This window comes from Agrobacterium sp. CCNWLW155 (assembly GCF_036888815.1).
GTDB classification, from domain to species: Bacteria; Pseudomonadota; Alphaproteobacteria; order Rhizobiales; family Rhizobiaceae; genus Agrobacterium; species Agrobacterium radiobacter.
Genome location: NZ_JBAKFW010000003.1, coordinates 194227 through 218477, shown reverse-complemented (window position 1 = coordinate 218477; position 24251 = coordinate 194227). Strand labels below are relative to the sequence as shown.

The window sequence follows — 24251 nt, the reverse complement described above, 5'->3', positions numbered from 1 at the left end:
TTCACTGAAATCCAATCGCAATCCGCTCACACACCGAAGCTTGCTCCCCAGTGCTGTCGGGAACCGGCATCTGCATCCGGGATCACCTGAAACAGGCGCAGATGCCGGAAGGGGCCGTTAGTTCTTGGCCACGTAGTCCTTGACGTTTTCAGGCGTGACGAGCTGGAAAGGAATGTAGACCTTCTTCTCGACCTTGTCGCCCTTGACGAGTTTCAGCGCGGCATCGAGAGCACCCTTGCCCTGCCCTGCCGCATCCTGGAAGACCGTGACGTCGAGATCGCCCGCCTGCATGGCCGCGAGAGCATCCTGCGTGGCGTCAACGCCGGCGACGACATAGTCTTTCATGTCCTTGCCCGCGGCCTTCAGCGCCTGGAGAGCACCAATCGCCATTTCATCGTTGTTGGCGATGACGGCGTTGAACTCGATGCCGCTGGAGAGCCAGTTGGTCACGAGGTCGGAACCCTGCGTGCGCTGCCAGTTCGCGGTCTGCTCTTCAACCACGGAAATGCCCTTGCACTCGTCGGTCTTCAAAACATCCTTCGCAGACTGTGTGCGCATGCGCGCAGCCTGGTTGGAAAGCTCGCCCATCATGATGACCGCATTACCCTTGCCACCGAGAAGGCGGCAAACCTCTTTGGCCTCAAGCGTACCGGCAACCGTCTCGTCGGAAGCGACGAAGGCCTGGCCATCAGGCAGGCTGTCGACGTTCACCGGCTGGCGGTTGACGTAAACGAGCGGAATTTTGGCATCGGCGGCAAGCTTCGACATGGCCGCCGTCGCATCCGTGTCAACCGGGTTGACGATGATCGCATCGACCTTGGATGCGATGAAGTTCTGGATCTGGCTCTGCTGCTTGGCGACGTCGTTCTGCGCGTCCTCGACCTGCAGGGTGACGCCCTTCAGTTCCTTGGAATAATCCTGCATGCCGTTGCGCAGCACGGTCAGGAAGTTGTCGTCGAACAGCGCCATCGAGACACCGACTGTCTCCGCATGTGCCGCTGTGCCGAGAAGCACAGACATGGCTGCGCCGATGATAAATTTCCTCATTGTTTTTCTCCTCCATGGCGTCCGGCGCCGCCTCTCCCAGCCGGAGGCGAACCCGAAAGCCCGCCGCAACCTCCTCACATCCAGAAAACGGAATAATGAAACCGATTTTCTGTCTGTTCGATATATTTATTCCATTTTTGGTTCGAACGTCAATGCTTTCTTCGCAGCCCTGCTGTGGAGCGGCGCACAAGACTGTGATGATTGGACATTCAAGAGCACGCACGTTCCAGACCGGATTGCCGATGAAGGTGCCAAAGCTCTGTTCGCCCCATTCCCGGTCTTTGGGCGAGGAACCATAAGCCGTTGAAATTACGGCTTGCGGTTCGGAATTGGGATTAACTCGGCTGAGATGGAAGATTTATTCCAAACCGCAATCCGCCGGCCCTCTTTTCAGAAGGCCGGCGGCGCATCGGATTTCTTCACCTTGGAACGTTCATGCGATTCACCATGCCGCCTGTGGAAATCTGGCGGCAGACGGACGGCGGCAAATGGAAGTGCGTAGTGCCTTACGGGTGGGAGCCAGGCATGACATCGGCGGGAATCGGGCAGACATAGTTGCTGCCTTCGGTCTTTTCCTGCCACTCCTTCCTGGCGTTCGCGAGCAGTTCCGGCGAGGTCATCAGCGCAAGGCCTGTCGACGCCATTGCCTTGGCGGCATGCGCCATGGCCTTGTGTGCGGCAGGGCTTTTGCCCTGCGCCACCACCTGCCAGGTATGCGGATTGGTGCCGATCGCCCAGGCCGGCGTCCAGCACTGCGCCGTTGGCGTCACCCAGCTGACGTCACCGACATCGGTAGAACCCGCCCGGAAATGCGACTGGCCCTCGAAATCCCGCAGGCCGAGATGCAGGGGCGTCGAACCATCGATCTTCCGGTTGGAAAAAACATCGCCCTTTATCTGGTAGAGCCGGATGCTGCTTTTGATCGCCTCGTCGGTGAAAGTATCCTGAATGCGTTTGGCGAAAGAGATATCCGCCTCATCGAAGGCGATAGGGCCAAGCGCCACCATGTTTTCATGCATCGCCGTTTCCAGCGTGATGTTGGGCAGGAGATTGGTGGAAGCGGTATCGAAGACGATCTCCACTTCCGTTTCGGTCATCATCGCCGCGCCGCGCGCCACCTTGTCCACCCGTGCGGCAAGATCGAGCGCCTGGCGCATTTCCGGGGCGCGGATCAGGTAAAGTACTTCGGCCTTCGCCTGCACCACATTCGCCGCCTTGCCGCCGGTATCGGTGATCGCATAATGCACCCGGCAATCCTGCGGCATATGTTCGCGCAGGAAGTTGACACCGACATTCATGAGTTCGACGGCATCGAGCGCCGAACGCCCGAGATGGGCGGCGTTGGAGGCGTGGGCTGCAACACCCTTGAAACGGTAGAAATATTCCAGCACGGCAAGATTATTGGTTGAGCGTACGCCGTTGAACGGTGCCGGATGCCAGGTCAGCGCCGCGTCGACATCATCGAACAGGCCGGCGCGCACCATGAAGGTCTTGCCGGAACCACCTTCTTCGCCGGGGCAACCGTAATAACGCACTGTGCCGGGAAGATGATTGGCATTCAGATGCCGGGCGAGAGCAATAGCGGCCATCAATGAGCCGACGCCAAGCAGGTTGTGGCCGCAGCCATGGCCGGTGGCGCCTGCCTCGCGCGGCTGCACCTGCGCCACATCGGCCAACTGACTCATGCCGGCCAGCGCATCGAATTCGCCGAGGAAGGCGATGACCGGCTTGCCGCTGCCGAATTCGCCGATGAAGGCCGTTTCCATGCCTGCCACGCCGCGGCGAACCGCAAAGCCATTTTCCTCAAGCGCTGCAGCCAGAACGCCGGCAGATTGCTGTTCTTCGAATTTCAGCTCGGCAAAATCCCAGATACTGTCGCTCAGGGTGGTGAAATCGGGCTTCATCGCCTCGACTTCGGCGGCAATCGACATCACGGCATCACGGTTCATGGCTTGTCCTCGCATTTCCGCCCTTTGCGGGCACGCGCAAGCGCTTCGGCGGAAACTCCGCCAAATCCTTACGCTCTATGATGGAAAGACCGCGCCGGAGTCCGCCTCCGGCGCGGTCATAGTAGATCAGTTGTCGACCGAGACTTCCCAGAGACGGGCGTTCGACTGCCAGACCGGCTGGCCCTTCAGCTTTTTCGTCGCGCCCCAGACATCGACCATGTCGTAAAGGAAGATGCCCGGCATTTCCTTCAGCATCAGTTCGTGAAATTCGTCGAAAATCTTCTGGCGCTTCGTCTGGTCAGCCTCGACATAGGCCGCCTTCATCAGTTCGATCGCCTTCGGATCATCCCACATCAGGGAGGCGTTCTTGTCCTTGTTGCCGACATAGAAGGCATACATCAGCGCCGGGTCGAGACGCGGGGCGACCGACTGCGAGATCACCTGATAATTGCCGGAACGGCGGCGATCCACCTGCGTCGCATAATCCAGCACCTCGATCTGCACGTTGAGACCCGCCTGCTGCATCATGGCCTGCGCCATGACGGCAGCCGGGAAGCTCGGCACGTTGCCGCGCTTGTTGGCGATGATGGAGATCGGCTCGCCCTTGTAACCGGCGGCGGCCAGCTCCTTCTTGGCCGCTTCGATGTCATAGGCCGGACGCTTCTTCTGGGCCTCGTCGTAATAGACCGAATCCTGCGAGACCATCGAACCGTTGGCTTCACCCGTACCGTTCGATGCAGCCGCGACCAGTTCGTCGAGATCGAGCGCCATCGCCATGGCGCGGCGCACACCGGGATTGCTCAGCACCTTGTCACGGGTCTGGATATAGAACAGGTTCTTGCCGTTGTTGCGGGCGACGATGAGCTGCATCTTTTCGTTGGTCTTGAACTCCGGAATGAGATCGGGAGAAATCTCGGCCGTATCGAGCACGCCGGATTCAAGACCCGCCTTCACCGTCGAAGCATCTGGAATAACCATGAACTTGATGCCGTCGGCCAGCGGCCGCTTGGAGCCGACCATACCATCCGGCTTGCCGTCATTTGCCGGCGAAACATAATCGGCAAATTTGGCAAGGCGGATATATTCGCCTTTCTTCCACTCGTCCCACTGGAACGGCCCGGTCCCGATCGGCTTGACGAAGCTGCCATCGGCAGCAACCGATTCCGGCGAGATCATGCCGGTATAACCGCATTCCGGTCGCGACATGAGGCCAAGGAAAACGCCTGACGGCTTTTCAAGCGTGATCTCGACCGTGGATGCATCCGTGGCCTTGACGCCGGTGACGTGTGCGGCTCCGCCTTCCGCGAAATCGTTGAGGCAGGTCCACTTGGTCTCCGGTTTCAGATAACGTATCCAGTTCCAGACGACATCCTCCGCGGTGAGAGGCTTGCCATTGTGGAATTTCACATCCTTGCGCAGCTTGAACGAATAAGTCAGGCCGTCAGACGCAACCTCGACGCTTTCGGCAAGAAGCGGCTTCACCTCGCCGGCATTGTTGTAACCGACGAGGCCCTCGACGATGTGCAGGATAACCCCGTCCGTATTGCCGTCGCGGTTCACGCCCGGATTGTTGCTGCGCAGATCCGAGCTTTGCGCGATGGTGATATCGCGTGCTGCGGCGATATTGGCGGTCACGAGCAAGGCAACGCCTGCAAGAAGAAGTTTTTTCACTGTTCTACCCTCATTGTTGTCGTTGATTGTGAGTGATTAAAAGCCACCCCAGCAGGCCTGCGCCAGCCGGCCGATCGTTTCGAGCGCGATGGTATAGCCCGGCGTGCCGTCAGGCATGGTTTGCGGCACGTCATCCGTATAGGCGGTGATGATGAAGGCTGGCGCGCCATTTCTGTAGACGATGCCGGCATCCATGCGCCCACGTTTGCCGCGGCCGCTCTTGCTCGCCACCACGGCCTCGAAAGGCAGGCGGGAGCGAATTCCATAGCGCAATATCTGGTTCTTCAGCGTCTGCATCGCCCAATCACACAATTGCGGGCTGCAGCCGAGCTTTGCCTGCGCCTCTGGCGAAGACTGGGCATCGAGAATGGTCTGAAGCAGCAGAACCTGGTCCGCCGCCGAGGTGGTGGTGACGGTTTTCAGCGGATGGTCTGCCGCCAGCGCCAGCGGCGGAATGAGGAAACGATGATGGGTATTGGCCATGCCGAGTGATTTGCAATAACCATCCACCTCTTCCAGCGTCAGCCTCTCCAGCACCATCTTGGTGCAGACATTGTCGCTCAGCACCATCATGCCGGCGAGCGCATCGCGCAGGGAAATGACAATGCCCGGCGTCAGATAGCGGAACATGCCGCTCGCCACTTCTTCCGCCAGCCTCTTTTCATAGGTGACGGGCTGGTCGAGATCGATCCGCCCTTCGCTGGCGGCCTTGAGCACGGCCATCATGATCGACGTCTTGCGGGTGCTGCCCGATGGCGTTTCCTCGTTTTCTCCCCGCCCGATCTCTTCGCCGGTCAGGAGATTGCGCACCATGAAGCGCGTCACGAAAGGCTGTGCATCGCAGATAGCATTCAGTTGGGCAGCCACAGTCATTGTCATGTTCCTGTTAAACTTCATCTTCCAGACGCCATTTGAGTGTCACACCGCCCTTTTCATTCTGGTCGAGGGCGGGAATGGCCGAGAGCAGCCGGCGCGTATAGGCTTCTCTCGGACTGTCGAAAATCGTGTCGCGGTCGCCCTCTTCGATGATGCGGCCGTCCTGCATGACGACGACACGGTCGGCCACCTGCTCGACCACACCGAGATCGTGGCTGATGAACAGGCAGGAAAAACCGTAACGTTTCTGCAGATCGGAAAAGAGATCGAGCACCTGCGCCCTCACCGTCACGTCGAGCGCGGAGACAGGTTCGTCAGCGATCAGGAAACGCGGACGGCGGGCAATGGCGCGTGCAATCGCCACACGCTGGCGCTGGCCGCCGGAAAGCTCGTGCGGGTAACGGGTGGCGTAGTCCGTTCCCAGCCCCACCTCCTCCAGCGTTTCCAGTGCCCGCTTGCGCTTGGCGGCCTGATCGAGACCGGGCACGAGGCGCAGAGCCTCCTCCACGAGCGCCTGAATGGTCATGCGCGGATCGAGAGAGGAATAGGGATCTTGAAACACCATCTGGCAATTCAGACGGTAGTCTTTCCAGTCCTCGTTGCGCTCCCGGCCCTGAAAGCGGATTTGCCCTTCGCTTTCCTTGACGAGACCGGCGATGGTGCGGCCAAGCGTGGTCTTGCCAGAACCGGAGCCACCGACCAGCGCCACGACCTCGCCTTCGTGAATATCGATGCTGACGCCATGCAGCGCCCGCTTCGATTTGGCTTTCTTGAGCAGCGACTTGCGACCGGCATAATCGACGACGATATCGCGAGCCGAAACCATCGGCGCCTTGGAGGTGTCGATGTTGCGCGGCTCGCCACGAAATGGCAGGGAGGAAAGCAGCTTTTTCGTATAGGGGTGCTGCGGCGCATCCAGCAGGTCCTCGGTGCGGCCCTGCTCGACGATCGCGCCTTTTTCCATCACCACGATGCGGCTGGTATAACGCGCCACCATGGGCAGGTCGTGGCTGATGAGGAGAACGGCAGTGCCTTCCGCCCGCGTCAGCTCGACCATCAGTTCCATGACATCGCGCTGGATGACCGCATCAAGCGCCGTCGTCGGTTCATCGGCGATCAGCAAAGCGGGTTTCAACAGCATGACCGAGGCCAGCATGATGCGCTGGCGCATGCCGCCGGAAAACTCGTGCGGATAGGCCGCCAGCGCACCTTCGGGGTCGCGGATGCCCACCCGTCGCAGCATGTCGAGAATTTTCTCGCGACGCTCTTCGGGCGACAACTTCGTGTGAAGGATCAGCCCCTCCTCCAGCTGCCGGCCAATCGTCATCGATGGGTTGAGGGAGGTCATCGGCTCCTGAAAAACCACGCCGATCTCCGCGCCGCGGAGACGCCGAAGCTCCTTCACCGGCAAGGACATGACATCCTGCCCCTTGTAGATGATCGACCCGCCGGTGACGGCGATGGCCGGCGGCAAAAGCGAGATAAGCGCGCGGGTTGCGAGCGTCTTTCCCGAGCCGCTTTCGCCGACGATGCCGAAGATTTCGCCCGCGGCAATATCGAATGAGACATCCTTGACGACTGGGTGGCCGGTTCTGGCGACCTCCAGCGAAAGGCCGCGAACGGTGAGAAGCGTACTATCAGTCATTTGAGACCTCTCATGCGCGGGTCAAGCCTGTCGCGAAGGGCGTCGCCCAGAAGATTGATGCCAAGCAGCGTCAGCGCGATGCAGAGACCGGGGAAAAGCCCGAGCCACACGGCCTGCTGGATGAAGGGCCGGCCGGCGGCCAGCATGTTGCCCCAGGTGGGGGCCGGCGGCGGCACGCCGAGACCGAGGAAGGACAGCGCGCTTTCCGAGAGGATGGCCCAGCCGAACATGGAGGTGGCCAGAACCGTGATCGGCGCGATGCAATTGGGCAGGATGTGGCGGAACATGGTGTAGATCTCGCCATTGCCCATGACCAGCGACGCCTCGATGAATTCCCGCTCACGCAGAGAAAGCACGGCACCGCGCACCACGCGGGCCATGGATGGCGTGTAGGCGATGCCGAGTGCGAAGATGATGCCGTACTGGTTGGCGCCAAAAACCGCGAGAAGGCCAAGCGCCAGTAGAATGCCCGGAAAGGCCAGAAGCGCATTGTTGATCGCCATGATAACGCCATCCACCCAGCCGCGTGCATAACCGCTGACGAGACCGATCAGCGTGCCGCAGATCGTCGCGAAGCTGACCGTCAGGAAACCGATCCAGACACTGGCGCGCGCGCCGACCATCAGCCGGCTCAAAACGTCGCGCCCGAATTCGTCGGTGCCGAGAAGATGGCTTGGACCGGGCGCGGCCAGCCGCGAGGCGAAACCGAGCTTCATCGGATCATAGGGCGTCCAGAACAGACCGGTAATGGCGGTGATGAGCAGGAGGCCGATGAGAACGCCGCCGATAAGCCCGTTGAGTGTGAACTTTTTCATTCGGCAACCACACGCGGATCGAAGAGGGGATAAAGAAGGTCGACGAACAGGTTGACCAGCACATAGGACAGCGAGACGAACAACAGGCAGCCCTGTATGACCGGATAGTCGCGGGCAAAAATACTGTCGACCATCAGCCGTCCGAGGCCGGGAATGGTGAACACCGTCTCGATGACGGCGATGCCGCCAAGAAGATTGCCGAGAATGAGGCCGATCATGGTCCAGGTCGGGCCGAAGGCGTTCTTGAACGCGTGCCGCCAGAGAACCGCACTTTCCGAAAGCCCCTTGGCGCGAGCATGGGTGATGTAATCCAGCCGCAGCACTTCCAGCGTCGAGGCACGCGCCATGCGGATCAGAACACCCATTTCATGGATCACCAGCGTCATGACAGGCAGGACCAGATAAAGCATGCCGCCGACCAGATTGTCGCCGATCGACACATATCCCAGCACCGGCAGCCAGCCGAGCTTGAGGCCGAAAAACAGAAGAAGCAGAAGGCCCAGCCAGAATGTCGGGATGGACAGCAGCAGGGTTGCCGTTCCAACAAGGGCAAGATCGGTCAGGCTGTTCTGCTTCCAGGCGGCGATCACGCCCGCCGGAACCGCAATCAGGCTGGCGAGCAGCACGGCGACCACGACGATCTCGGCGCTGACGAGGAAGCGCGACACGACCAGCGGCAGCACCGGCTCGTCATTGACGATGGAGCGGCCAAAATCGCCCTGCACCACATTGCCGGCCCAGATGAGGAACTGTTGCGGCATGGACTTGTCGAGGCCGAGTTCGGTCCTCATCGCTTCGATCTGTTCCGGTTGCGCCATGTCGCCCAGCATCAGGGCAGCCGGATCACCTGGAATAAAGCGGATGAGCGCAAAGACCGTGATCGACACGAATGCGATCGTCGGCAGCGCCATCAAAAGACGGCTCAGTATGAATCTTATCATCGGTTCCCCACGATTGATGGCGGGGAATGGTATCCCGCCTCTATCGGTTTCGTTGCTGGTAACTATGACGGATTGATAAATAAGGCGCAATATTATGCGTAAACGTCATATGTCTATGCAGAATGGCGGCGCGTTTGATTCTGATGAGGACAATGAGATTTTCCGTCCAAAATCCCGTTTTCAGTCGATTTTTTGCGACAGCTGGATTTCCCGCTTCAAGGCATCACTCAGCGCCTGCGCGGCGATGGACAAAGGTGCGCCGGAAGCGCGGGCAAGACCGAACTCCTGCGTCGCCTGGGGAACGAATGGTCGGGCAACAACGGGAAGGTGCCGGTAGAGGTTAGCATAAAAACTGCTGATGATCGTTACTCCCAACCCGTGCGCCACATAGGCGCAGGCGGAACTGTTGGTGTGGGTCTCGATCTTCACCATCGGCTTGACGCCGGCCTTTTTGAAAACCTGATCGAGCGCCATGCGGTTCGGCCGCTGGCGGCCGATCAGAATGAGTGGAACATTGCGCAGGTCCTTGACTGTGATTTCGTCAAGCTTGGCCAGCGGATGATCCTCACGGACCACGCAGACGCTTTTGCCGGTCGCGACACGCTCGACATCGATGCCCGGGCCAATCTCGCCCTCCATCCGCAGGAAACCAAGATCGATCACCCGCTCGCCAACGAGCTTGTTGATGGCGGTCGTCGTTTCGAAAAAGGTCTCGATACGGACGCCGGGAAAATCCCTGACATAATCGATCAGCATGGCGGGCGCGAAATTTTCCCACATGCTGCTTGGCAGGCCGATGCGGACGATTTCCGGGCCAGCCGCACCATTGCGCAGATCCTCGGCGTGGCCAGACATGCGATCGACCGCAAGCAGCACATTCTCCGCATCCCGCGCAAGAAGCACCGCCTCCGGTGTCGGGATCAGCCGCCCCTTGTCGCGGGCAAACAGCGTCAGCGACAGGTCCGCCTCGAGCTGCGCCAGAAGCCGGCTGATACCGGACTGGCTGAGCCCCATGGCCTTGGCCGTGGCGATGGTCGAGCCGGTGGACAGAAGCGTGCGCAGGACTTCGAGCTGCTTGATATTCATGAGGCCAGCACCATGGATGAAAAGACGAGCCGGTTTCGGTTCAGACCTTTTGCCGCCGATAAGCCTTCATGTCACCGGTTTTTTTAGCATTGTCATGCGGTCCGCTCGGTCGCCGGTTACAATTCCACCTCATAGACCCTGTCGTGGGTGGCAACGTGGGCCTCTCCTGATGGGGTCACCCAGCCCCGGAACATGCCGGGCGTATTATAGGGCGCGGCGATGCCACCTTCGGCATCGATGGCAACCAGACCCGCACCGATATCGTAGGGCGCCAGATCCTTGTGGACGAGGTTGCCGGCGGCGGTTTCCAGATCCTGCCCGAGATAGGCGACACGGGACGCGATCTCGTGGCCGACAACGTAACGGATGAAAAACTCGCCCTTGCCGGTGCCGGAAACGGCGCAGGCACCGTTACGGGCATAGGTGCCGGCCCCGATCACCGGGCTGTCACCCACCCGGCCGTCAGGCTTGTTGGTGTAGCCGCCGGTGGAGGTCGCGGCTGCAAGATGCCCCGCCGCATCGAGCGCCACCGCGCCGACGGTTCCGTGCTTTTCGTTTTCCGTCGCTTCCGTACCGGCGGCGGCATGGACTTTCATGGCCGCCAGCGCCTCGACACGTTTTTGCGTGGTGAAATAGGATTGAGGCTCCGTTGCAAGCCCCTTCTCCTGCGCGAACCGGTCTGCCGCTTCGCCGGTGAGATAGACCGCCCGTTCATCCACCATCAGCGCGCGAGCCGCCTTTACCGGGTTTCGGATGGCGCGGGAGGCGCTGATCGCGCCCGCCGCCAGCGTCTTGCCGTCCATGATCGAGGCGTCGAGTTCGTGGATGCCATTCTCGTTGAGCGCCGCCCCATGACCTGCGTTGAAATGCGGGCTGTCCTCCATGACGACGACCGCCGCCTCAACCGCTTCCAGCGCAGTGCCGCCAGCCTTCAGCACGCCATAACCCGCGCGCAGTGCCGCCGCCAGATCGTGGCGAGCCGCCTCCCATTCCTCCGGCGTCATGCTGTCTTCCGGCATCACCCCGCAACCACCGTGAATGGCCAATGCGATCTTCGTCATGTCCTCACTCCACTGTCGCCCCGCCGCCGGCAGGGCCTCTTGCCATCAATGAAAGGCGATATCGCCGATAACACGCACCCGTACCCGCCGCGCGCCGCCGGGCAGATAGGCGATGGGAATATCCTCCACCTCAAGCGTCTTGAGGCTCGCGTGCTCCGCTCCCGAAGCAACCGCCGCGTTCTGCGCTTCGGTCTCGGCTTTCGCAAGCGCCTCGTCGCGGCTCAACCCGGAAAAGACCTGATCCACCTCGCCGGAAACCTGCGCCATTGCCGCACCGAGCGCATTGGCAACCCCTGCATTTTCCACACGCAACACCTCGGAAGCGCCCGGAACCCGTTCAGGTATCAGGAACGCCCCACCGCCGACCGCGACCAGCGGCACGTCTTCCGCAGAAGTCTTCATCTGGTCGAAACTGTCGGCCACCATGTCGCGAATGCGTTGAAGTGTCGCCTGCACGAATGCCGGATCGAGGTCTTTCACACGGTCCCTGTCGCCCATCTCGATCAGGCCTGCGGCAACGGCGATATCCGATGTCGTTAGTGTCTCGCCGCCGAAAACGCGGGCTTCGGTCAGGATGCGATACCCCACCGAGCGCGGGCCGATCTTGCCTGTCTGCGGGTCGACAATCGTCCCGCCGCCAAGTGCGATCGGTAGAAGATCGGGCATGCGGAACAGGGTGCGGACCCCGCCAATATGGACAATGTTGTTCGCCTCACGCGGAAAACCGCCGACAAGGCAACCGATATCGGAGGTAGTGCCGCCAACATCCACCACCATGGCATCGGAAAGCCCGGTGAGGAAGGCGGCACCACGCATCGAATTGGTCGGGCCGGAAGCGAAGCTGTGCACGGGGTTTGCGGCGGCCACATCCGCCAGCGCCACGGTGCCATCGTTCTGGGTCAGATAGAACGGCGCTTTCACGCCAGCCTCCCGTAGCGCATCGGAAAATGCCTGTACCGTGGTCTTGCCCAATGTCTGAAGGGCGGCATTCAGAAGTGCGACGTTCTCGCGCTCCAGGAGCCCGATACGTCCGAGCGTGTGGGAGAGCGTGATGCGCGCATCGGGGATCACCGAACGGACGATCTCCGCCGCCCTCACCTCGCACTCCGTGGTCAGCGGCGAGAAGGTTGCGGAAATGGCGATGGAGGTGATGCCCGCATCGCGGATTTTCATCGCCGCTTCACGGATTTCATCCGGGATCATCGGCACCAGCGGGCTGCCGTCATATTCATGACCGCCGTGGACCATGAAGATCAGCGGATCGACGGCCTCGTGGAGGTCTTTCGGCCAGTCGCACATGGGCGGCAACGAAGAACCTGTTGGTAGCGCGATGCGGATGGCGGCAACCCGCTCCAACCGGGCGCGCTCCACAACCGCATTGGTGAAATGGGTCGTGCCGATCATCACCGCGTCGATCGGGCGATCCGCCGCGCCGACATGACCCGCCACATGGGCAAGCGCCGCCTTTACGCCGGAAAGGACATCCTGCGTGGTCGGAACCTTGATGGAGGCGACAATCGTGTCGCCATCTATGAGAACGGCATCCGTATTAGTGCCGCCAACGTCAATACCGATGCGTTTCATGGGAATACCGATTTAAAGTCAATGTCATAACCGAAGGCACGCGGGCCGACGGCGGCGATGCCGGCAGGCGTCGTCAAGAGTTCCGGCGCTGGCAGGGCGACAACCGTGACACGCTGGCCATACCGCACCGATTCCGTGCCGATGGCGCCGCCCGAAACAGTGTCGAGAAGGCAAAGCAGGTCCGGCGTCATGGCAACCGGCTGGCCATCGCGGAAGGCGACCGCCCATTCATTCTGGAAGGCGAGTTCGAGGCGCGAGCCCCTGTCAGCGTCGATGCCTTCAATAGTGGTGCTACCGCGCAGGAAGCCACCGGTGGTCTCGCGGGCCACATCCACCACCTTGCCGCGGAAGAGCTGCTTTCCACCCTCGTGGTTGAGAACCGCCTGAACCGGGTCATCATGGCGCGCACGCGCCTCCATCACCGCGCGCCCAAGTTCGGTCGCCTTGGTGACGGTGTAATGAATGCCCCATTCCTTCACTTCCTTGCCGGTGCGCGGCGCCTTGCAGGTGGCGGCGGTGGAGCCGACTTCGGTGCAGACCTTGCGCGAGATGCGCTCCATCCACTTCCACGAGGCGGCGCGCGTCACGATCACCTCATTGTCGCGTACATCAACCAGCGACAGCGGAAACATCGGCAGATTGCCGATAGCGAAGGACGTCATCTGCGCTTCGGGATAGGCGCGTCCCATCGCATCCGCATTGACGACGGGCCGGTCGAGCATGGCGGCAGCGAGGAAAGAAGACAGCGCGTTCGAACCGCCGATTTCAACGCTCATGATCGCCCGGAACGGCTTGCCGAGATAATCCTCCATCACCTCCACCGCGCGGGCGAGATGAACGGGGTCTCCCAACCGCTCCTGACCAACGAGCGGCGCGCCCATCTTGGAGACAACGGCAACCATGTCGTCATCTGCGAGCGCCATCGGGTCCATGACCTTCACCCGTCTGCCTTCGGCATAAAGCCGGCGCAGATTGAGCGTCGAGATATAGGGATTACCTCCGCCGCCCGTTCCCAAAATCCAGGCGCCGGTGGCCAGAGGTTCGATATCGTCTTCTGAAAATTCCTGGATCATGCGTCATCCTCGGGCATGCCGCAGCCGTTCCGGCGCAAGCAATGCTCCTTCCCTTTATCGTTCCAAGTCTCATCGGCCCCGCCCTCAGGCGGGACCGGTTTTCATGCGGCGGAGATCACTCCGCCTTGCAGTCCCAATGGAAGTTGGAGAAGTTCAGGTCCCAGCTCTGCATGGGAATGAACTCGTAACCCTGAAGGCACTTGTTCGCCGCATAACGGCGGTTCGGTGCAACCGCCCAGACATCCGGCTGAAGATCGGCGATCTTCGTCTGGAGTTCCTTGTAGGTGGCGTTCTGCTCGCCGACATCGGTCGTGGCACGAACCTTGTCGATCAGCCCGTCGATTTCCGCGCTCTGCAACCATTCCATCGACATCCATGTGCCTGATGCCTTGGAGTGATACTGGTTGTAGAACATCGCATCCGGAGACGGATAGGTCGGCGAGATATTCACCTGCGTCGACGCAGGCGTCGTTTCAGGCTTGGAGGAAAGCTCAACGATACGGTTCCACGGCTCTGGCTTGATATCGAGCGTAATACCGATTTGCTCGAGGCTGGACTGCAAAAGCAGCGCCACTTCCGCCTCGAAGGCCAGCGAAGCGACATAGCTGTTGACGAGCGTGATCTTCTGGCCGGCATATTTCGACTTCGCCAGCTCTTCCTTCGCCTTTTCCAGATCGTAGACGCCGGGCTGGATATCGCCGTTATGCGCGTCCTTGAAAGCGTCGGAGAGCGGTCCCTTCATGTCGAAACCGGGATAGATCACTTCCTGGATCGTCTTGTAGTCCGTTGCGTAGGCAATGGCGCGGCGAACGTGAACGTCGTCGGTCGGGTAGACCTTGGTGTTCAGCTTGATGACGAAACCGCCGGCGGTGCGGGTCTGGATCAGCTTGTAGTTTTTCATACGGCCGATGGATTCGTAGGTGTCGTTGCCAAGCCCGTGCGAGGAAAGGCCAAGTTCGCCCTTTTCCGCAAGCGCCTTGACGGTGGCGTCGTCGCTCGTCTGGACGAAGCGTACTTCATCGATCGGCTTACCCTTGGTCCAGCCAAGGAAATAGTCCGCATTGCGGGCAATGACCATATCGGCAGAACGGTTGTAGCTGACGAGCTTGTAGGGGCCGGAACCGGCGGAATGTTCGCCAACATAGGCCTCGCCCCACTTGTCTTCGGGCTTGGCATTGGCTTCGATCAGCGTCTTGTTCAGCGCCATCATCAGCGGCGTGGCTGCCATGAAGGGCGAAAACTGACGCTCGATCTTCATGACGAGCGTCGCATCGTCAGGCGCGGTGACGTTTTCGGGCTTCAGCACGCCGACGATGAGGTTCGACGGCCCCTTGTTGATGCCAAGCAGGCGCTGCACGGACCAGACGAGATCGGCAGCCTTTACCGCCGTGCCGTCCTGGAACTTCGCATCGTCGCGCAGATGGAAGGTATAGGTCAGGCCGTCTTCAGAAATATCCCAGGACTTTGCCAGATGCGGCACGATTTCGCCCTTGGCGTTCACCGTGGTCAGGCCGTCATACATGTTCACGATGGCCATGTAGCCGGTATAGTCCGTCACTTTCGCCGGGTCGAGCGAACTGAATATCTGCATGGTGTTGACCGCGACCGACACCTTGTCTTCCGCAAAAGCAGCGGAAGAAACAAGCGGCAACGCGATTGCCGTGCCGAGCGCAAGCACGGCAAGGCGGGAAGAAAGTCCTGGCATTTTCATTGTCGTTCTCCTCTTTATTGCGGGTCATTTGCCCCGCTTATGGTTAGGCAGCCTTGCCGACCGGGACGGGCAGCGGTGAGAAAGGAATGTCCGGGTAACCGAAAGCCGCCGGTCCAACGACTTCGAGCGCGCGGGCGCTGCGCAGCAGATCGTGGCAGGGGATCGCGACCACGGCCACGCGCTGGCCGTAACGCAGGACTTCGGTGGTGATCGGGTAACCGGTATCGACATCGAGCAAGACGATCAGATCAGGGACGGTCACTTCCACCTTGCCGTCACGGCGGAACAGCAGGAATTCGTTCTGGATCGCCACGCTCGCCGTCTGGCCCGAGCAATCGTCGAAGCCGGAAAGCTCGACATCGCCCACGGCGAAACCGCCGCGCAGATGGCGTTTCAGATCGGTGATCTTGCCGTTGAAGATGCGCCGTCCGCCTTCAAGCGCGCAGACTGCCGCAATCGGGTCTTCCTGCTGCTTGCGGGCACGGATCACCGCCTCGCCGAGCGCGATCGCCTTGGTGTAGGTTTTCGGAATACCATACTGGTGCACGTAGTGGGCCTGCATCGGCGCGGTCGCCAGCATTGCGCCGCCGCCCTGAGAAACGACGCAGGCGCGGGCCATGCGCTCGTGCCAGACTTCGGAAACGGCGTGGCTGAAGATCACGGCATTGCCGTGCAGGTCGCACATCACCGATGGCGTCGAACTGTGGCCGTAGATGGAGAAGGTCGTCATCTGCATCTCTGGGAAAGCCCGGCCCATGCCGTCGCAATCGAGGATCGGCAGGCCACCAAGCGCCGCCGTCACCAGCGGGTTCATGGAGTTCGAGCCGCCGATTTCCTCGCAGACGATGGCGTCTACCGGCGTGCGGATCAGCTCTTCCATGGCGCGCAGGCAACGCAGCCCCTCACGACCCTCGCGAATGCGCTCCACGCCAACAACGGGGGCGCCAATGCCGCCGATGGACATGCAAAGCGCGTCCGGCTCGATGGCGTCTGTCGCAAGGATCTTCATCTCGTAACCGGCCTTCATGGCCTCGAGTGCAAGCAGCTTGCCCAGATAGGGATTGCCGCCGCCGCCAGTGCCGAGAATGCCCGCACCGATTTCCAGCGCGTCGAGATCTTCCCTCGTCAGCGTACGCAATGCCGCTTCGTCATATTTCAGCTTGCGCGTCTCAGCCATGATTGGCTCCCATTTCTCCAACGACTTTCACATGAATGCGGGTGGCATTGCCGGGCAGATAGGCAAGCGGCATATCCTCGCGCTCGATGACTTCCAGCGTTTCGGCCACTGCACCAGCCGCAATCGCCTTTTCGCGTGCCTCGGCCTCCGCCTCCGCAAGCGCGCTTTCACGCGTGCGCCCCTCGATCAGCGAGAAGACGCGGTCCGTCTCGCCGCTGATCTGCGCGATCGCTGCACCCACGGCATTCGCCACCGCGAAATTCTCGGGGCGGATGACGTCCAGATCACCGATACGGTCAGGCATGAGAATGGAGCCGCCGCCAACGGCGATCACCGGCACCGGTGATGACGAGATGCGGCTGCGCTCCACACAGGACTCGAGCATGTCGTTGATCTTTTTGACTGCGGCATCCACCAGCCGCTTGTCCAGAGTGGAAACCAGAGCCTTCTCGCCCACGTCCGCCTTGCCGGAGGCGACAGCGATATCGGTTGCAGTCAGGGTCGTGCCGCCGAAGCAGAGTGCCTCACGGCGGACGCGGTAACCGACTGATTTCGGGCCAACGGTGAGGCCATGTTCGCCATTGACCACCAGCGAGCCGCCACCGAGACCGATCGAGAACACATCCGGCATGCGGAAATTGGTGCGCACGCCACCAATATCCACCGTCGTGGACGCTTGGCGCGGAAAGCCGTGCGACAGCGAGCCGACATCGGAGGTGGTGCCGCCGACATCCACGACCACGGCATCCTTGAGGCCGGTGAGGAAAGCAGCGCCGCGCATGGAATTCGTCGGGCCTGAGGCGAAGGTGAGCACAGGGAAGCCGCGCACCACATCCGCCGCCATCAGCGTGCCGTCGTTCTGGGTGATGTAGAACGGGCAGGTTATGCCCGCTGCCTTCAGCGCCTCGCCGAAAGCGGCAACGGTGCGGTCCGCAAGCGAAAGAAGGCTGGCATTCATGATCGCAGCACTTTCGCGGGCGAGCAGACCATGCCGTCCGATATCCTTGGACATAACCACCGGCAGGCCGGGGCAGCGCTCCTGCAGGATATCCTTCGCCCGCACTTCCATCGCATCATTGATGCCGCTGAAAACGCAGGTGACGGCCGCGGCCTTCAGGCCCTTTGCGCGGATATCGGCGGCGATGCGGACGATTTCGTCCTCATCGAGGGCTGAGATTTCGCGACCGTCGAATTCATATCCGCCGCGGACCTGATAACCGTGGTTACCAACGATTTCCCGGAGGTCATCCGGCCAGTCGACCATCGGCGGCAGGCCGGCGCCGGACGGCAGGCCGATCCGGATGGCGGCGACCTCGTCCATATGCCGCCGCTCGATCACCGCATTGGTGAAATGCGTGGTGCCGATCATCACGGCACCGATGTGTGCCCTGTCGATGCCCGACGCCTCGATCACCTTTTCAAGGGCTTCGATGACACCGGACGTCACATCTTCGGTGGTGGAGGCTTTCACCCCCGCCAGAACAGTCTTTTCCTGTAACACAACGGCATCGGTATTTGTGCCGCCGACGTCAATTCCAACGCGATACACGTCAGGCTCCTCTTTTATCAATCGGTCGTTTTTACGAGGAAGCGCATACGCTCTTCCTCTGTCACGGTGGGTTTCAGGCGCTCTTCCTCGTCGGTAACGACGGGGATCGCCGCGATAAGGGCGCGGGTGTAGGGATGCTTCGGCTCGGCGAAAACCGCAGACGTCACCCCTTCCTCGACGATCTCGCCACGCAGCATGATGGCGATGCGCGAACAGAAATTGCGCATCAGCGAGAGGTCGTGCGAGATCATCAGATAGGTCAGGCCAAGCTCTTCCCGCAGCTGCAGCAGAAGGTCGATAACGGTCTTCTGCACGGAGACATCAAGCGCCGCCGTCGGCTCGTCGAGGATGAGGATTTTCGGTTCAGCCGCGAGCGCACGGGCAATGGCCACGCGCTGCTTCTGTCCGCCGGAAAGCTCATGCGGATATTTGCCGAGATAGGATTGCGGCAACCGCACCAGCCCCATCAGTTCCTGCATGCGGTTTTCGCGCGCCTGCGCATCCATGCCGATGGATTTCAGCGGTAGGGTAAGCGTCTGCCTGACGGTGCGCTTCGGATTGAGGGAAGTGCCCGGGTTTTGATAGACGATCTGAGTCAGCCGCTTGCCGCGCGCAGGCGCTGGAGCGTCGATCACCAGATTGCCGGAAGTGGCCCGCGAAAGACCCATGATCATGCGCGCAACCGAGGTCTTGCCGGAACCGGATTCACCCGCCAGACCAAAAACTTCGCCTTCCTTCAGCGTCAAGTTCACATCGCGGACAGCGTGATAACCGTTACGCCGGCCGTAAATCTTGTTCAGCCCTTCAATGATGACGATGGGCGAGCGAGTGCTTTGTGCCAGATCGGTGACGCGGGGACCATAAAGCGGCGGCACCGCATCCAGCAGCGAACGCGTGTAATCCGCAGCGGGAGCATGCAGGATTTGCGTGCAGGGACCGGTCTCGACGATATCGCCATGGTGCATGACCACGACCCTGTCGGCCACCTTGCGCACGACGCCGAGATTGTGGGTGATCATCAGCAGCGCCATGTTTTCTTCGGCCACCAGCTGGTTGATGAGATTGAGGATTTCATCCTGTGTGGTCACGTCGAGCGCCGTACCGGGCTCATCCGCGATCAGGAGCTTCGGCTGGTGCAGCAGCGCAAGCCCGATCAACACGCGCTGGCGCATGCCGCCCGAAAGCTCGGACGGATAGGCATTCATGACCCGCTCGGTATCGCCAAGCTGCACGCGGCGCAGAACCGCTGCGATACGGGTGCGGCGCTCTGTCTTGGACGAGTTGATGCCGTTGCGCTTGTCGGCAAAGCGCATGACATCATCGAGATGCGTGCCGATCTTGAAGACCGGATTGAAGGAAGACAGCGGGTCCTGCATGATCAGCGAAAACGCCGTTCCCTTAAGCGCCTCGCGTTCCCTTCGCGGCATGGCGAGCACATCCCGCCCGTCGATGACAATGGCGCCGGAGGCAATAGTGGCATTCTTCGGCAAAGTGCCGATGATCGCCTTGGCGGTGACCGATTTACCCGACCCGGTTTCGCCGATCAGCGCCACCCGCTCGCCGGCTGAGACTGTGAAGGCGACATCGCGCAGCACTTGGCGCGTGCGACCGTAGTTGGTGAAGGTGACGTTGAGGTTTTCGACTTTGAGAAGCGGTTCAGTCATGGCTTTAGCTTTCCACGTCGAACATGTCACGCAGGCCGTCGCCCAGCAGATTGAAACCCAGCGTCACGTAAAGCACGGCCGCGCCGGGGCAGAGGACTTCCCACCAGAAATCCGGCATGAACTGGCGCCCGTCGGCAACCATCGATCCGAGGTCGGGGGTCGGCGGCTTGACGCCGAAACCGAGGAAGCTCAGCGTCGCACCGAAGAGGATGACGAAAGCCGCATCCAGCGTCGTCTTGACTGATATGACCGAGACGCAATTGGGCAGGATTTCGCGAAAGAGGATGTGGAATGGCCCGGCACCGGCAAGACGCGCCGCCTCGATGTAATCCTCGGACGCGATGGACTTCGACACCGAATAAATCAGCCGCGCATGCCAGGTCCACCACAGAAGCGTGATCGCGATCATAGCGTTCATCAGCGTCGGTTCCAAAAGGTTGGAGACCGCCAGCGCCATGACGAGCGGCGGCATGGCCAGCATCACATTCGTCAGGCCGCTGATGATTTTTTCAGTCCAGCCGCCGAAATAACCGGCCATCAGACCAAGCACCGTGCCGACGGGAACCGAAATGCCGAGCACACCGATAACAAGAAGAAGCGAGACCCTGAGCCCGAATACGGTACGGGAAAAGATGTCGCGTCCGGCCTTGTCGGTGCCGAACCAGTGCTCCATATCCGGCGGCATGTGGCGGGCACGGAAATCGACGACAGCGCCGATATGTTTGGGATAGGGTGTGAGCCAGGGCGCAAAGATTGCCAGAACCAGCACCGACAACAGGATCAGCGAACCGATGACCGCCGCCGGATTGCGGCTGAAGCGGTACCACATCATGTAACCGGCGCTTAAACCGCGATCGGTGGGTTCGAGCATTTTGATATCAGCCATCAGCGAGCCTCCTTGCGGCGCAGGCGCGGGTCGATGATCGAGATCAGGACATCAACGATCAGGTTCGCAACGATGAAGAACAGGCCGGCCACCAGCACCACGGCGGTCACGGCATTGAGGTCTTTCTGCAGGATGGCGTTCAGCCCGTAGGAAGCGAAGCCGCCCCAGGCGAAGACCATTTCGATCACGAAGGCATTGCCGATCAGCGAGGCGAATTCGAGCCCCATGATCGTCAGCGGCGCTATGGAAGAGAGCTTCAAGAGATAACGGAAGATGATGACCCGCTCCGGCACGCCGAAGCTTTGCAGGGTAAGCACGTGATCCTTGCGCTGGTTCTCGATCATCGAGGAACGCGTGATGCGGGTGATCTGGCCGATACCGGCCATGGAGAGCGCAAAAGCCGGCAGCGCAAGGTGTTTCAGCGCCTCCAGCACCACATCGAACCGTCCGGCAAGCGTACCGTCGATCAGGATGAAGCCCGTCGGGCCACCCTGCCAGCCAAGTGAGTGATCGAGCCTGCCGATGATCGGCCAGCCGGAGACAAAGCGGGCGGCCAGCAATTGCAGCGTGATGGCGAAAAGAAAGCTCGGGATTGTCACGCCCGTGAGCGACAGGATGCGGCCGATATGGTCAAGCGGACGGTCGCGGTAATGCGCGGTGATGACGCCGAGCGGGATGGCGACGGCAAACATGAAGATGACCGAGACCAGAACCAGTTCGACGGTCGCGGGAACAGTCTGCGCCAGATCAGTGGTGACGGGGCGCTGGGAAACCAGCGAAAAACCGAGATCGCCGTGCAGGGCATTGCCGATATAGTCGAGATATTGAACGGCGAGCGGCTTATCGAGACCCATCTCACCACGCAGCGCATCCACCTGTTCCTGCGTCGCCGCAGGGCCGAGCGCCATACGGGCTGGATCACCCGGCACCACGCGAGCGAGAACGAAAATCATGATGGACAGGGCGATCATGACCAGCACGAAAGCGCCGAGCCTGTTCAAAATCGCGACCAGCGGATGTTGCTGCATCGGTGGAACGTTCCTTGTGCATCAGTTGCCTGAGCACAAGTTTTCACCACCATCCCTTTTGAACAATCTCTGAAAGGTATAGTTTTTTGAAAGATGAGTATAGGTTTTTATGCTTAAACGCCCTATCCCTTTGTGAATGACACTCCTGCCCCGCACCCGCCTCTGCCGCCGAATCGCCAGCGAAACCGCCGGCATAATCTTTCTGCGCGCCCCGGCGGGCGCGGGAAAAAGCGTGCTGCTGGAAATGCTGGCAAAGGAGTTGGGAACGCAGATATGCCGCACGCACCAGCCGCGAAGCGATGATGCAGCAAATGACTGCCTTCTATGGGACGTGCCGGTTTTCGCACGGGCAGTGCGCATGCCCGCCGCCATTCTGGAAACGGTGCGTTTTATGGTCATTGCCTGCCGCCCGGATCAACGGATAAGCGGACTGGCCCGGCAGATCCTGCATCGCGGTTCGCTTACCATCGGACCGGATGAACTGGCGCTAGGGCAAGATGAGACCGAAAGCCTCCCCCCTCAACAGCGGCGTCTGGTACTGCAGGATTATGCAGGATGGCCGGCCTTTCTGTCGCTTGCCCGGCATCCGGATGAAAAGCTGTGTGCCGACTATCTTCGGGAAAACTACCTGCCGCATCTTTCACCCGCCCAGACGGTTGAGCTTTCATTCTGGCTCGAAAACCCCTCCGCAGAACCCGAGGCGGAATGGACAGAACTGCTGCCGCCCTTCCTGACTGGAACCCCCGAAAATCACCCCACCCTAATACGGCTTCTCACCCTGGCTGCGCGAGAACGTCTCTCCACCTTGCAGGCCGGCAGCGCCGTGGTGGAGGTCGCATCGGCTTTTGAAAAGGCTGGACATGCGCTCCCGGCCATGGCGATGCTGCTCGACCGCGGTTATGAGACCCATGCCGCGCAAATTCTTGAACGCGCCCATGGCCGCGAACTGATCTACCGAAGCAGCGTCGACAGGTTTCGCGAGATCATCATGCGGTTTTCGCAGGACATGATCGCAACGAATGAAACCGTGCTCTTTGCCGTTACCCGCGCATTGCTGAAACAGGGTGAATTGCAGCGCGTGCGCCATCTGCTCGGCAAAAGCCTCGGATCGGATTATCTCGATCCGCTGAAGGTGCTCGCCCGTGGTTCGCGTTTTTCCTTTGCCGCCCGCACCTTCCGGCTGAACCTGATGATTGCCGAGGATCTGACGCCCAATGACGCGGTGATAACGCGTCTCGCCGAGTTCATGGCCGATTATCCCATGGACGATCACGGCAAGTGGGCGGCCTATTACAATGCACTGCTGGAATTTGAAATTCGCCGCCGCAATTTCCGCGAGGCGGAGGCGGCTGCCGCCCGTGCGCTGATCTATCTGCGCAAGATGGGCGGGCAGCCCCTGCTCGAATTCTTCATCCACCTGCACCAGATCGTGTTGCGGCTGATGAGCGGTGATGTGCTTCTGGCGCGTCGCGCAGCACAGGAGGCCCGCACGCGGCTGGAACAGGTGCCGCATGATGCGGTGCAGGAGTTCCGGATGCTGCGACTGGCGGAAGCCTGCCTTGCCTATGAGGCCGGAAAGCCCCGCGATCTCCTGCATTTCGTCGAACATGAATTCGATCATTTTGCTGCGGCCGAGATATGGCCGAGCCTCATGCAGTTCGCCCTGCATTATGCTTCGCAGGTGCTGATCGACCATTTTCCGATGACCGTTCGCCCGGGTTTTCTAGACGGTCTGTGGATTCATCTGTCGGAAGGGCTGCAATTCCATGCGATGATGGAAATCAGGACGGCCATCGCCTATCAGAACGCCAACCGCTGGGCGGATGCCGCTGCAACCCTTTCCGCGATCCGCATGCCGATGGGCCGCAACTGGGTGGAGAGCGCACATGACGACCTCTCCCGGCTGACGCGGCGCGATGAAATCGCCTATGTCATGGCCTGGCTGCGCGATGCGGTGCATCTTTTCACGCCGCGCGCCTATCTCTCCCGCCAGATCGACGCGATGATCGCCAACCCCAAGGTCACCAACCGCGAGAAAGTCGCGCTCAGAATATGGCAGAGCTATGCCGCGCACCAGCGTCGCGACAATGCCGCCGCCCGTGCCCATATTCTGACCGCGCTTGAATCGGCAACCCGCCTTGGCTGCAGCGGCGTCCTGTCGGAAGAGCGCGTCTTCCTGTCGCCGCTTCTCAACAATCGCCGCATCCGCAGTTTCATCGAAACCTCTTCCGATGTCCGCACCGCGCTGTCGATTTTCGCCGCCTCGGTGAACTCGCCGCAGGCACGCGCCCTGCATGGCGGGCTTTCGCAGCGGGAAGCGCAGATGCTGCAACTTCTGGCCAGCGGCATGTCGAACAAGAAGATCGCCCAGACGCTTAACATTTCCGAAGTGACGGTGAAGTTTCACCTCGGCAACCTGTTCCGCAAGCTGGATTGCAAACGCCGCGCGGAGGCGATCCGCGCGGCGAAAGCACTGGGCTGGCTATAA

At 60.7% G+C, this 24251-nt stretch carries 19 protein-coding genes; 2 read left to right on the top strand and 17 right to left on the bottom strand.

Going from position 1 to position 24251, the window contains the following annotated elements; all coding sequences use genetic code 11:
* Positions 1-117: 117 nt before the first annotated feature.
* Entirely contained in the window at positions 118-1047 is a 930-nt protein-coding gene (locus V6S97_RS13555; protein WP_003506747.1) for a sugar ABC transporter substrate-binding protein, read from the bottom strand.
* On the opposite strand from V6S97_RS13555, the gene V6S97_RS13550 reads away from it, so the two are divergent.
* Entirely contained in the window at positions 1019-1354 is a 336-nt protein-coding gene (locus V6S97_RS13550) for a hypothetical protein (protein WP_003506748.1), read from the top strand. The two genes, V6S97_RS13555 and V6S97_RS13550, sit on opposite strands and share 29 nt — an antisense overlap.
* Positions 1355-1553: 199 nt before the next feature.
* Here the strand turns inward: V6S97_RS13550 and V6S97_RS13545 are convergent, their stop codons facing one another.
* The 16 genes from V6S97_RS13545 to V6S97_RS13470 all read right to left on the bottom strand — a co-directional run bounded on the left by V6S97_RS13545 (position 1554) and on the right by V6S97_RS13470 (position 21763).
* Positions 1554-2996: a M20 family metallopeptidase gene (locus tag V6S97_RS13545; protein ID WP_334427064.1), complete on the bottom strand. Its 1443-nt coding sequence runs from the start codon at positions 2994-2996 to the stop codon at positions 1554-1556.
* Positions 2997-3122: 126 nt separating this feature from the next.
* The gene (locus tag V6S97_RS13540; RefSeq protein ID WP_334427063.1) at positions 3123-4667 is read right to left on the bottom strand and encodes an ABC transporter substrate-binding protein; all 1545 of its coding nucleotides are present in this window, start codon (positions 4665-4667) and stop codon (positions 3123-3125) included.
* Between the two features lie 36 nt (positions 4668-4703).
* On the bottom strand, positions 4704-5540 hold the full coding sequence (locus V6S97_RS13535; RefSeq protein WP_162691104.1) for a serine hydrolase: 837 nt from the start codon (positions 5538-5540) through the stop codon (positions 4704-4706).
* A 13-nt stretch (positions 5541-5553) separates the two neighbouring features.
* Positions 5554-7188 (bottom strand): ABC transporter ATP-binding protein, encoded by a 1635-nt coding sequence (locus V6S97_RS13530; RefSeq protein ID WP_112356259.1) that lies wholly within the window; start codon positions 7186-7188, stop codon positions 5554-5556.
* On the bottom strand, positions 7185-8003 hold the full coding sequence (locus V6S97_RS13525; RefSeq protein WP_003511004.1) for an ABC transporter permease: 819 nt from the start codon (positions 8001-8003) through the stop codon (positions 7185-7187). Before V6S97_RS13525 ends, V6S97_RS13530 begins: the two co-directional genes overlap by 4 nt.
* Positions 8000-8944, bottom strand: a complete 945-nt coding sequence (locus tag V6S97_RS13520; RefSeq protein ID WP_060726914.1) for an ABC transporter permease — start codon at positions 8942-8944, stop codon at positions 8000-8002. The genes V6S97_RS13525 and V6S97_RS13520 overlap by 4 nt, the downstream gene beginning before the upstream one ends.
* 180 nt (positions 8945-9124) lie before the next feature.
* Entirely contained in the window at positions 9125-10030 is a 906-nt protein-coding gene (locus V6S97_RS13515; RefSeq protein WP_003506755.1) for a LysR family transcriptional regulator, read from the bottom strand.
* Between the two features lie 116 nt (positions 10031-10146).
* On the bottom strand, positions 10147-11091 hold the full coding sequence (locus V6S97_RS13510) for an isoaspartyl peptidase/L-asparaginase family protein (RefSeq protein WP_334427059.1): 945 nt from the start codon (positions 11089-11091) through the stop codon (positions 10147-10149).
* Between the two features lie 45 nt (positions 11092-11136).
* Complete coding sequence (locus V6S97_RS13505; RefSeq protein ID WP_334427058.1) at positions 11137-12675, bottom strand: hydantoinase/oxoprolinase family protein; 1539 nt, start codon at positions 12673-12675, stop codon at positions 11137-11139.
* Positions 12672-13748 carry a DUF917 domain-containing protein gene (locus V6S97_RS13500; RefSeq protein ID WP_112952793.1) on the bottom strand — a complete coding sequence of 359 codons (1077 nt, stop codon included), beginning with the start codon at positions 13746-13748 and terminating at the stop codon, positions 12672-12674. Before V6S97_RS13500 ends, V6S97_RS13505 begins: the two co-directional genes overlap by 4 nt.
* Positions 13749-13863: 115 nt before the next feature.
* The gene (locus V6S97_RS13495) at positions 13864-15459 is read right to left on the bottom strand and encodes an ABC transporter substrate-binding protein (RefSeq protein WP_334427055.1); all 1596 of its coding nucleotides are present in this window, start codon (positions 15457-15459) and stop codon (positions 13864-13866) included.
* 43 nt (positions 15460-15502) lie between these two features.
* Complete coding sequence (locus V6S97_RS13490; protein WP_013761623.1) at positions 15503-16636, bottom strand: DUF917 domain-containing protein; 1134 nt, start codon at positions 16634-16636, stop codon at positions 15503-15505.
* The gene (locus V6S97_RS13485) at positions 16629-18185 is read right to left on the bottom strand and encodes a hydantoinase/oxoprolinase N-terminal domain-containing protein (RefSeq protein WP_026330690.1); all 1557 of its coding nucleotides are present in this window, start codon (positions 18183-18185) and stop codon (positions 16629-16631) included. Before V6S97_RS13485 ends, V6S97_RS13490 begins: the two co-directional genes overlap by 8 nt.
* Positions 18186-18202: 17 nt before the next feature.
* Positions 18203-19849: an ABC transporter ATP-binding protein gene (locus V6S97_RS13480; protein WP_334427052.1), complete on the bottom strand. Its 1647-nt coding sequence runs from the start codon at positions 19847-19849 to the stop codon at positions 18203-18205.
* 4 nt (positions 19850-19853) lie between these two features.
* The gene (locus tag V6S97_RS13475) at positions 19854-20735 is read right to left on the bottom strand and encodes an ABC transporter permease (RefSeq protein ID WP_334427050.1); all 882 of its coding nucleotides are present in this window, start codon (positions 20733-20735) and stop codon (positions 19854-19856) included.
* Positions 20735-21763: an ABC transporter permease gene (locus tag V6S97_RS13470; protein WP_334427048.1), complete on the bottom strand. Its 1029-nt coding sequence runs from the start codon at positions 21761-21763 to the stop codon at positions 20735-20737. The genes V6S97_RS13475 and V6S97_RS13470 overlap by 1 nt, the downstream gene beginning before the upstream one ends.
* A 136-nt stretch (positions 21764-21899) precedes the next feature.
* Between V6S97_RS13470 and V6S97_RS13465 the strand changes: the two genes are divergently transcribed.
* Positions 21900-24251, top strand: coding sequence for a helix-turn-helix transcriptional regulator (locus V6S97_RS13465; RefSeq protein ID WP_334427047.1), 2352 nt, complete (start codon positions 21900-21902; stop codon positions 24249-24251).

Bases quoted from the DNA above. Each gene is read 5' to 3' on its own strand.
- V6S97_RS13475 (WP_334427050.1), bottom strand. From the start codon at position 20,735: ATGGCTGATATCAAAATGCTCGAACCCACCGATCGCGGTTTAAGCGCC.
- V6S97_RS13550 (WP_003506748.1), top strand. From the start codon at position 1,019: ATGGCTGCGCCGATGATAAATTTCCTCATTGTTTTTCTCCTCCATGGC.
- V6S97_RS13525 (WP_003511004.1), bottom strand. From the start codon at position 8,003: ATGAAAAAGTTCACACTCAACGGGCTTATCGGCGGCGTTCTCATCGGC.
- V6S97_RS13470 (WP_334427048.1), bottom strand. From the start codon at position 21,763: ATGCAGCAACATCCGCTGGTCGCGATTTTGAACAGGCTCGGCGCTTTC.
- V6S97_RS13530 (WP_112356259.1), bottom strand. From the start codon at position 7,188: ATGACTGATAGTACGCTTCTCACCGTTCGCGGCCTTTCGCTGGAGGTC.
- V6S97_RS13500 (WP_112952793.1), bottom strand. From the start codon at position 13,748: ATGATCCAGGAATTTTCAGAAGACGATATCGAACCTCTGGCCACCGGC.
- V6S97_RS13545 (WP_334427064.1), bottom strand. From the start codon at position 2,996: ATGAACCGTGATGCCGTGATGTCGATTGCCGCCGAAGTCGAGGCGATG.
- V6S97_RS13480 (WP_334427052.1), bottom strand. From the start codon at position 19,849: ATGACTGAACCGCTTCTCAAAGTCGAAAACCTCAACGTCACCTTCACC.
- V6S97_RS13535 (WP_162691104.1), bottom strand. From the start codon at position 5,540: ATGACTGTGGCTGCCCAACTGAATGCTATCTGCGATGCACAGCCTTTC.
- V6S97_RS13555 (WP_003506747.1), bottom strand. From the start codon at position 1,047: ATGAGGAAATTTATCATCGGCGCAGCCATGTCTGTGCTTCTCGGCACA.
- V6S97_RS13505 (WP_334427058.1), bottom strand. From the start codon at position 12,675: ATGAAACGCATCGGTATTGACGTTGGCGGCACTAATACGGATGCCGTT.
- V6S97_RS13510 (WP_334427059.1), bottom strand. From the start codon at position 11,091: ATGACGAAGATCGCATTGGCCATTCACGGTGGTTGCGGGGTGATGCCG.
- V6S97_RS13495 (WP_334427055.1), bottom strand. From the start codon at position 15,459: ATGAAAATGCCAGGACTTTCTTCCCGCCTTGCCGTGCTTGCGCTCGGC.
- V6S97_RS13520 (WP_060726914.1), bottom strand. From the start codon at position 8,944: ATGATAAGATTCATACTGAGCCGTCTTTTGATGGCGCTGCCGACGATC.
- V6S97_RS13515 (WP_003506755.1), bottom strand. From the start codon at position 10,030: ATGAATATCAAGCAGCTCGAAGTCCTGCGCACGCTTCTGTCCACCGGC.
- V6S97_RS13490 (WP_013761623.1), bottom strand. From the start codon at position 16,636: ATGGCTGAGACGCGCAAGCTGAAATATGACGAAGCGGCATTGCGTACG.
- V6S97_RS13465 (WP_334427047.1), top strand. From the start codon at position 21,900: ATGACACTCCTGCCCCGCACCCGCCTCTGCCGCCGAATCGCCAGCGAA.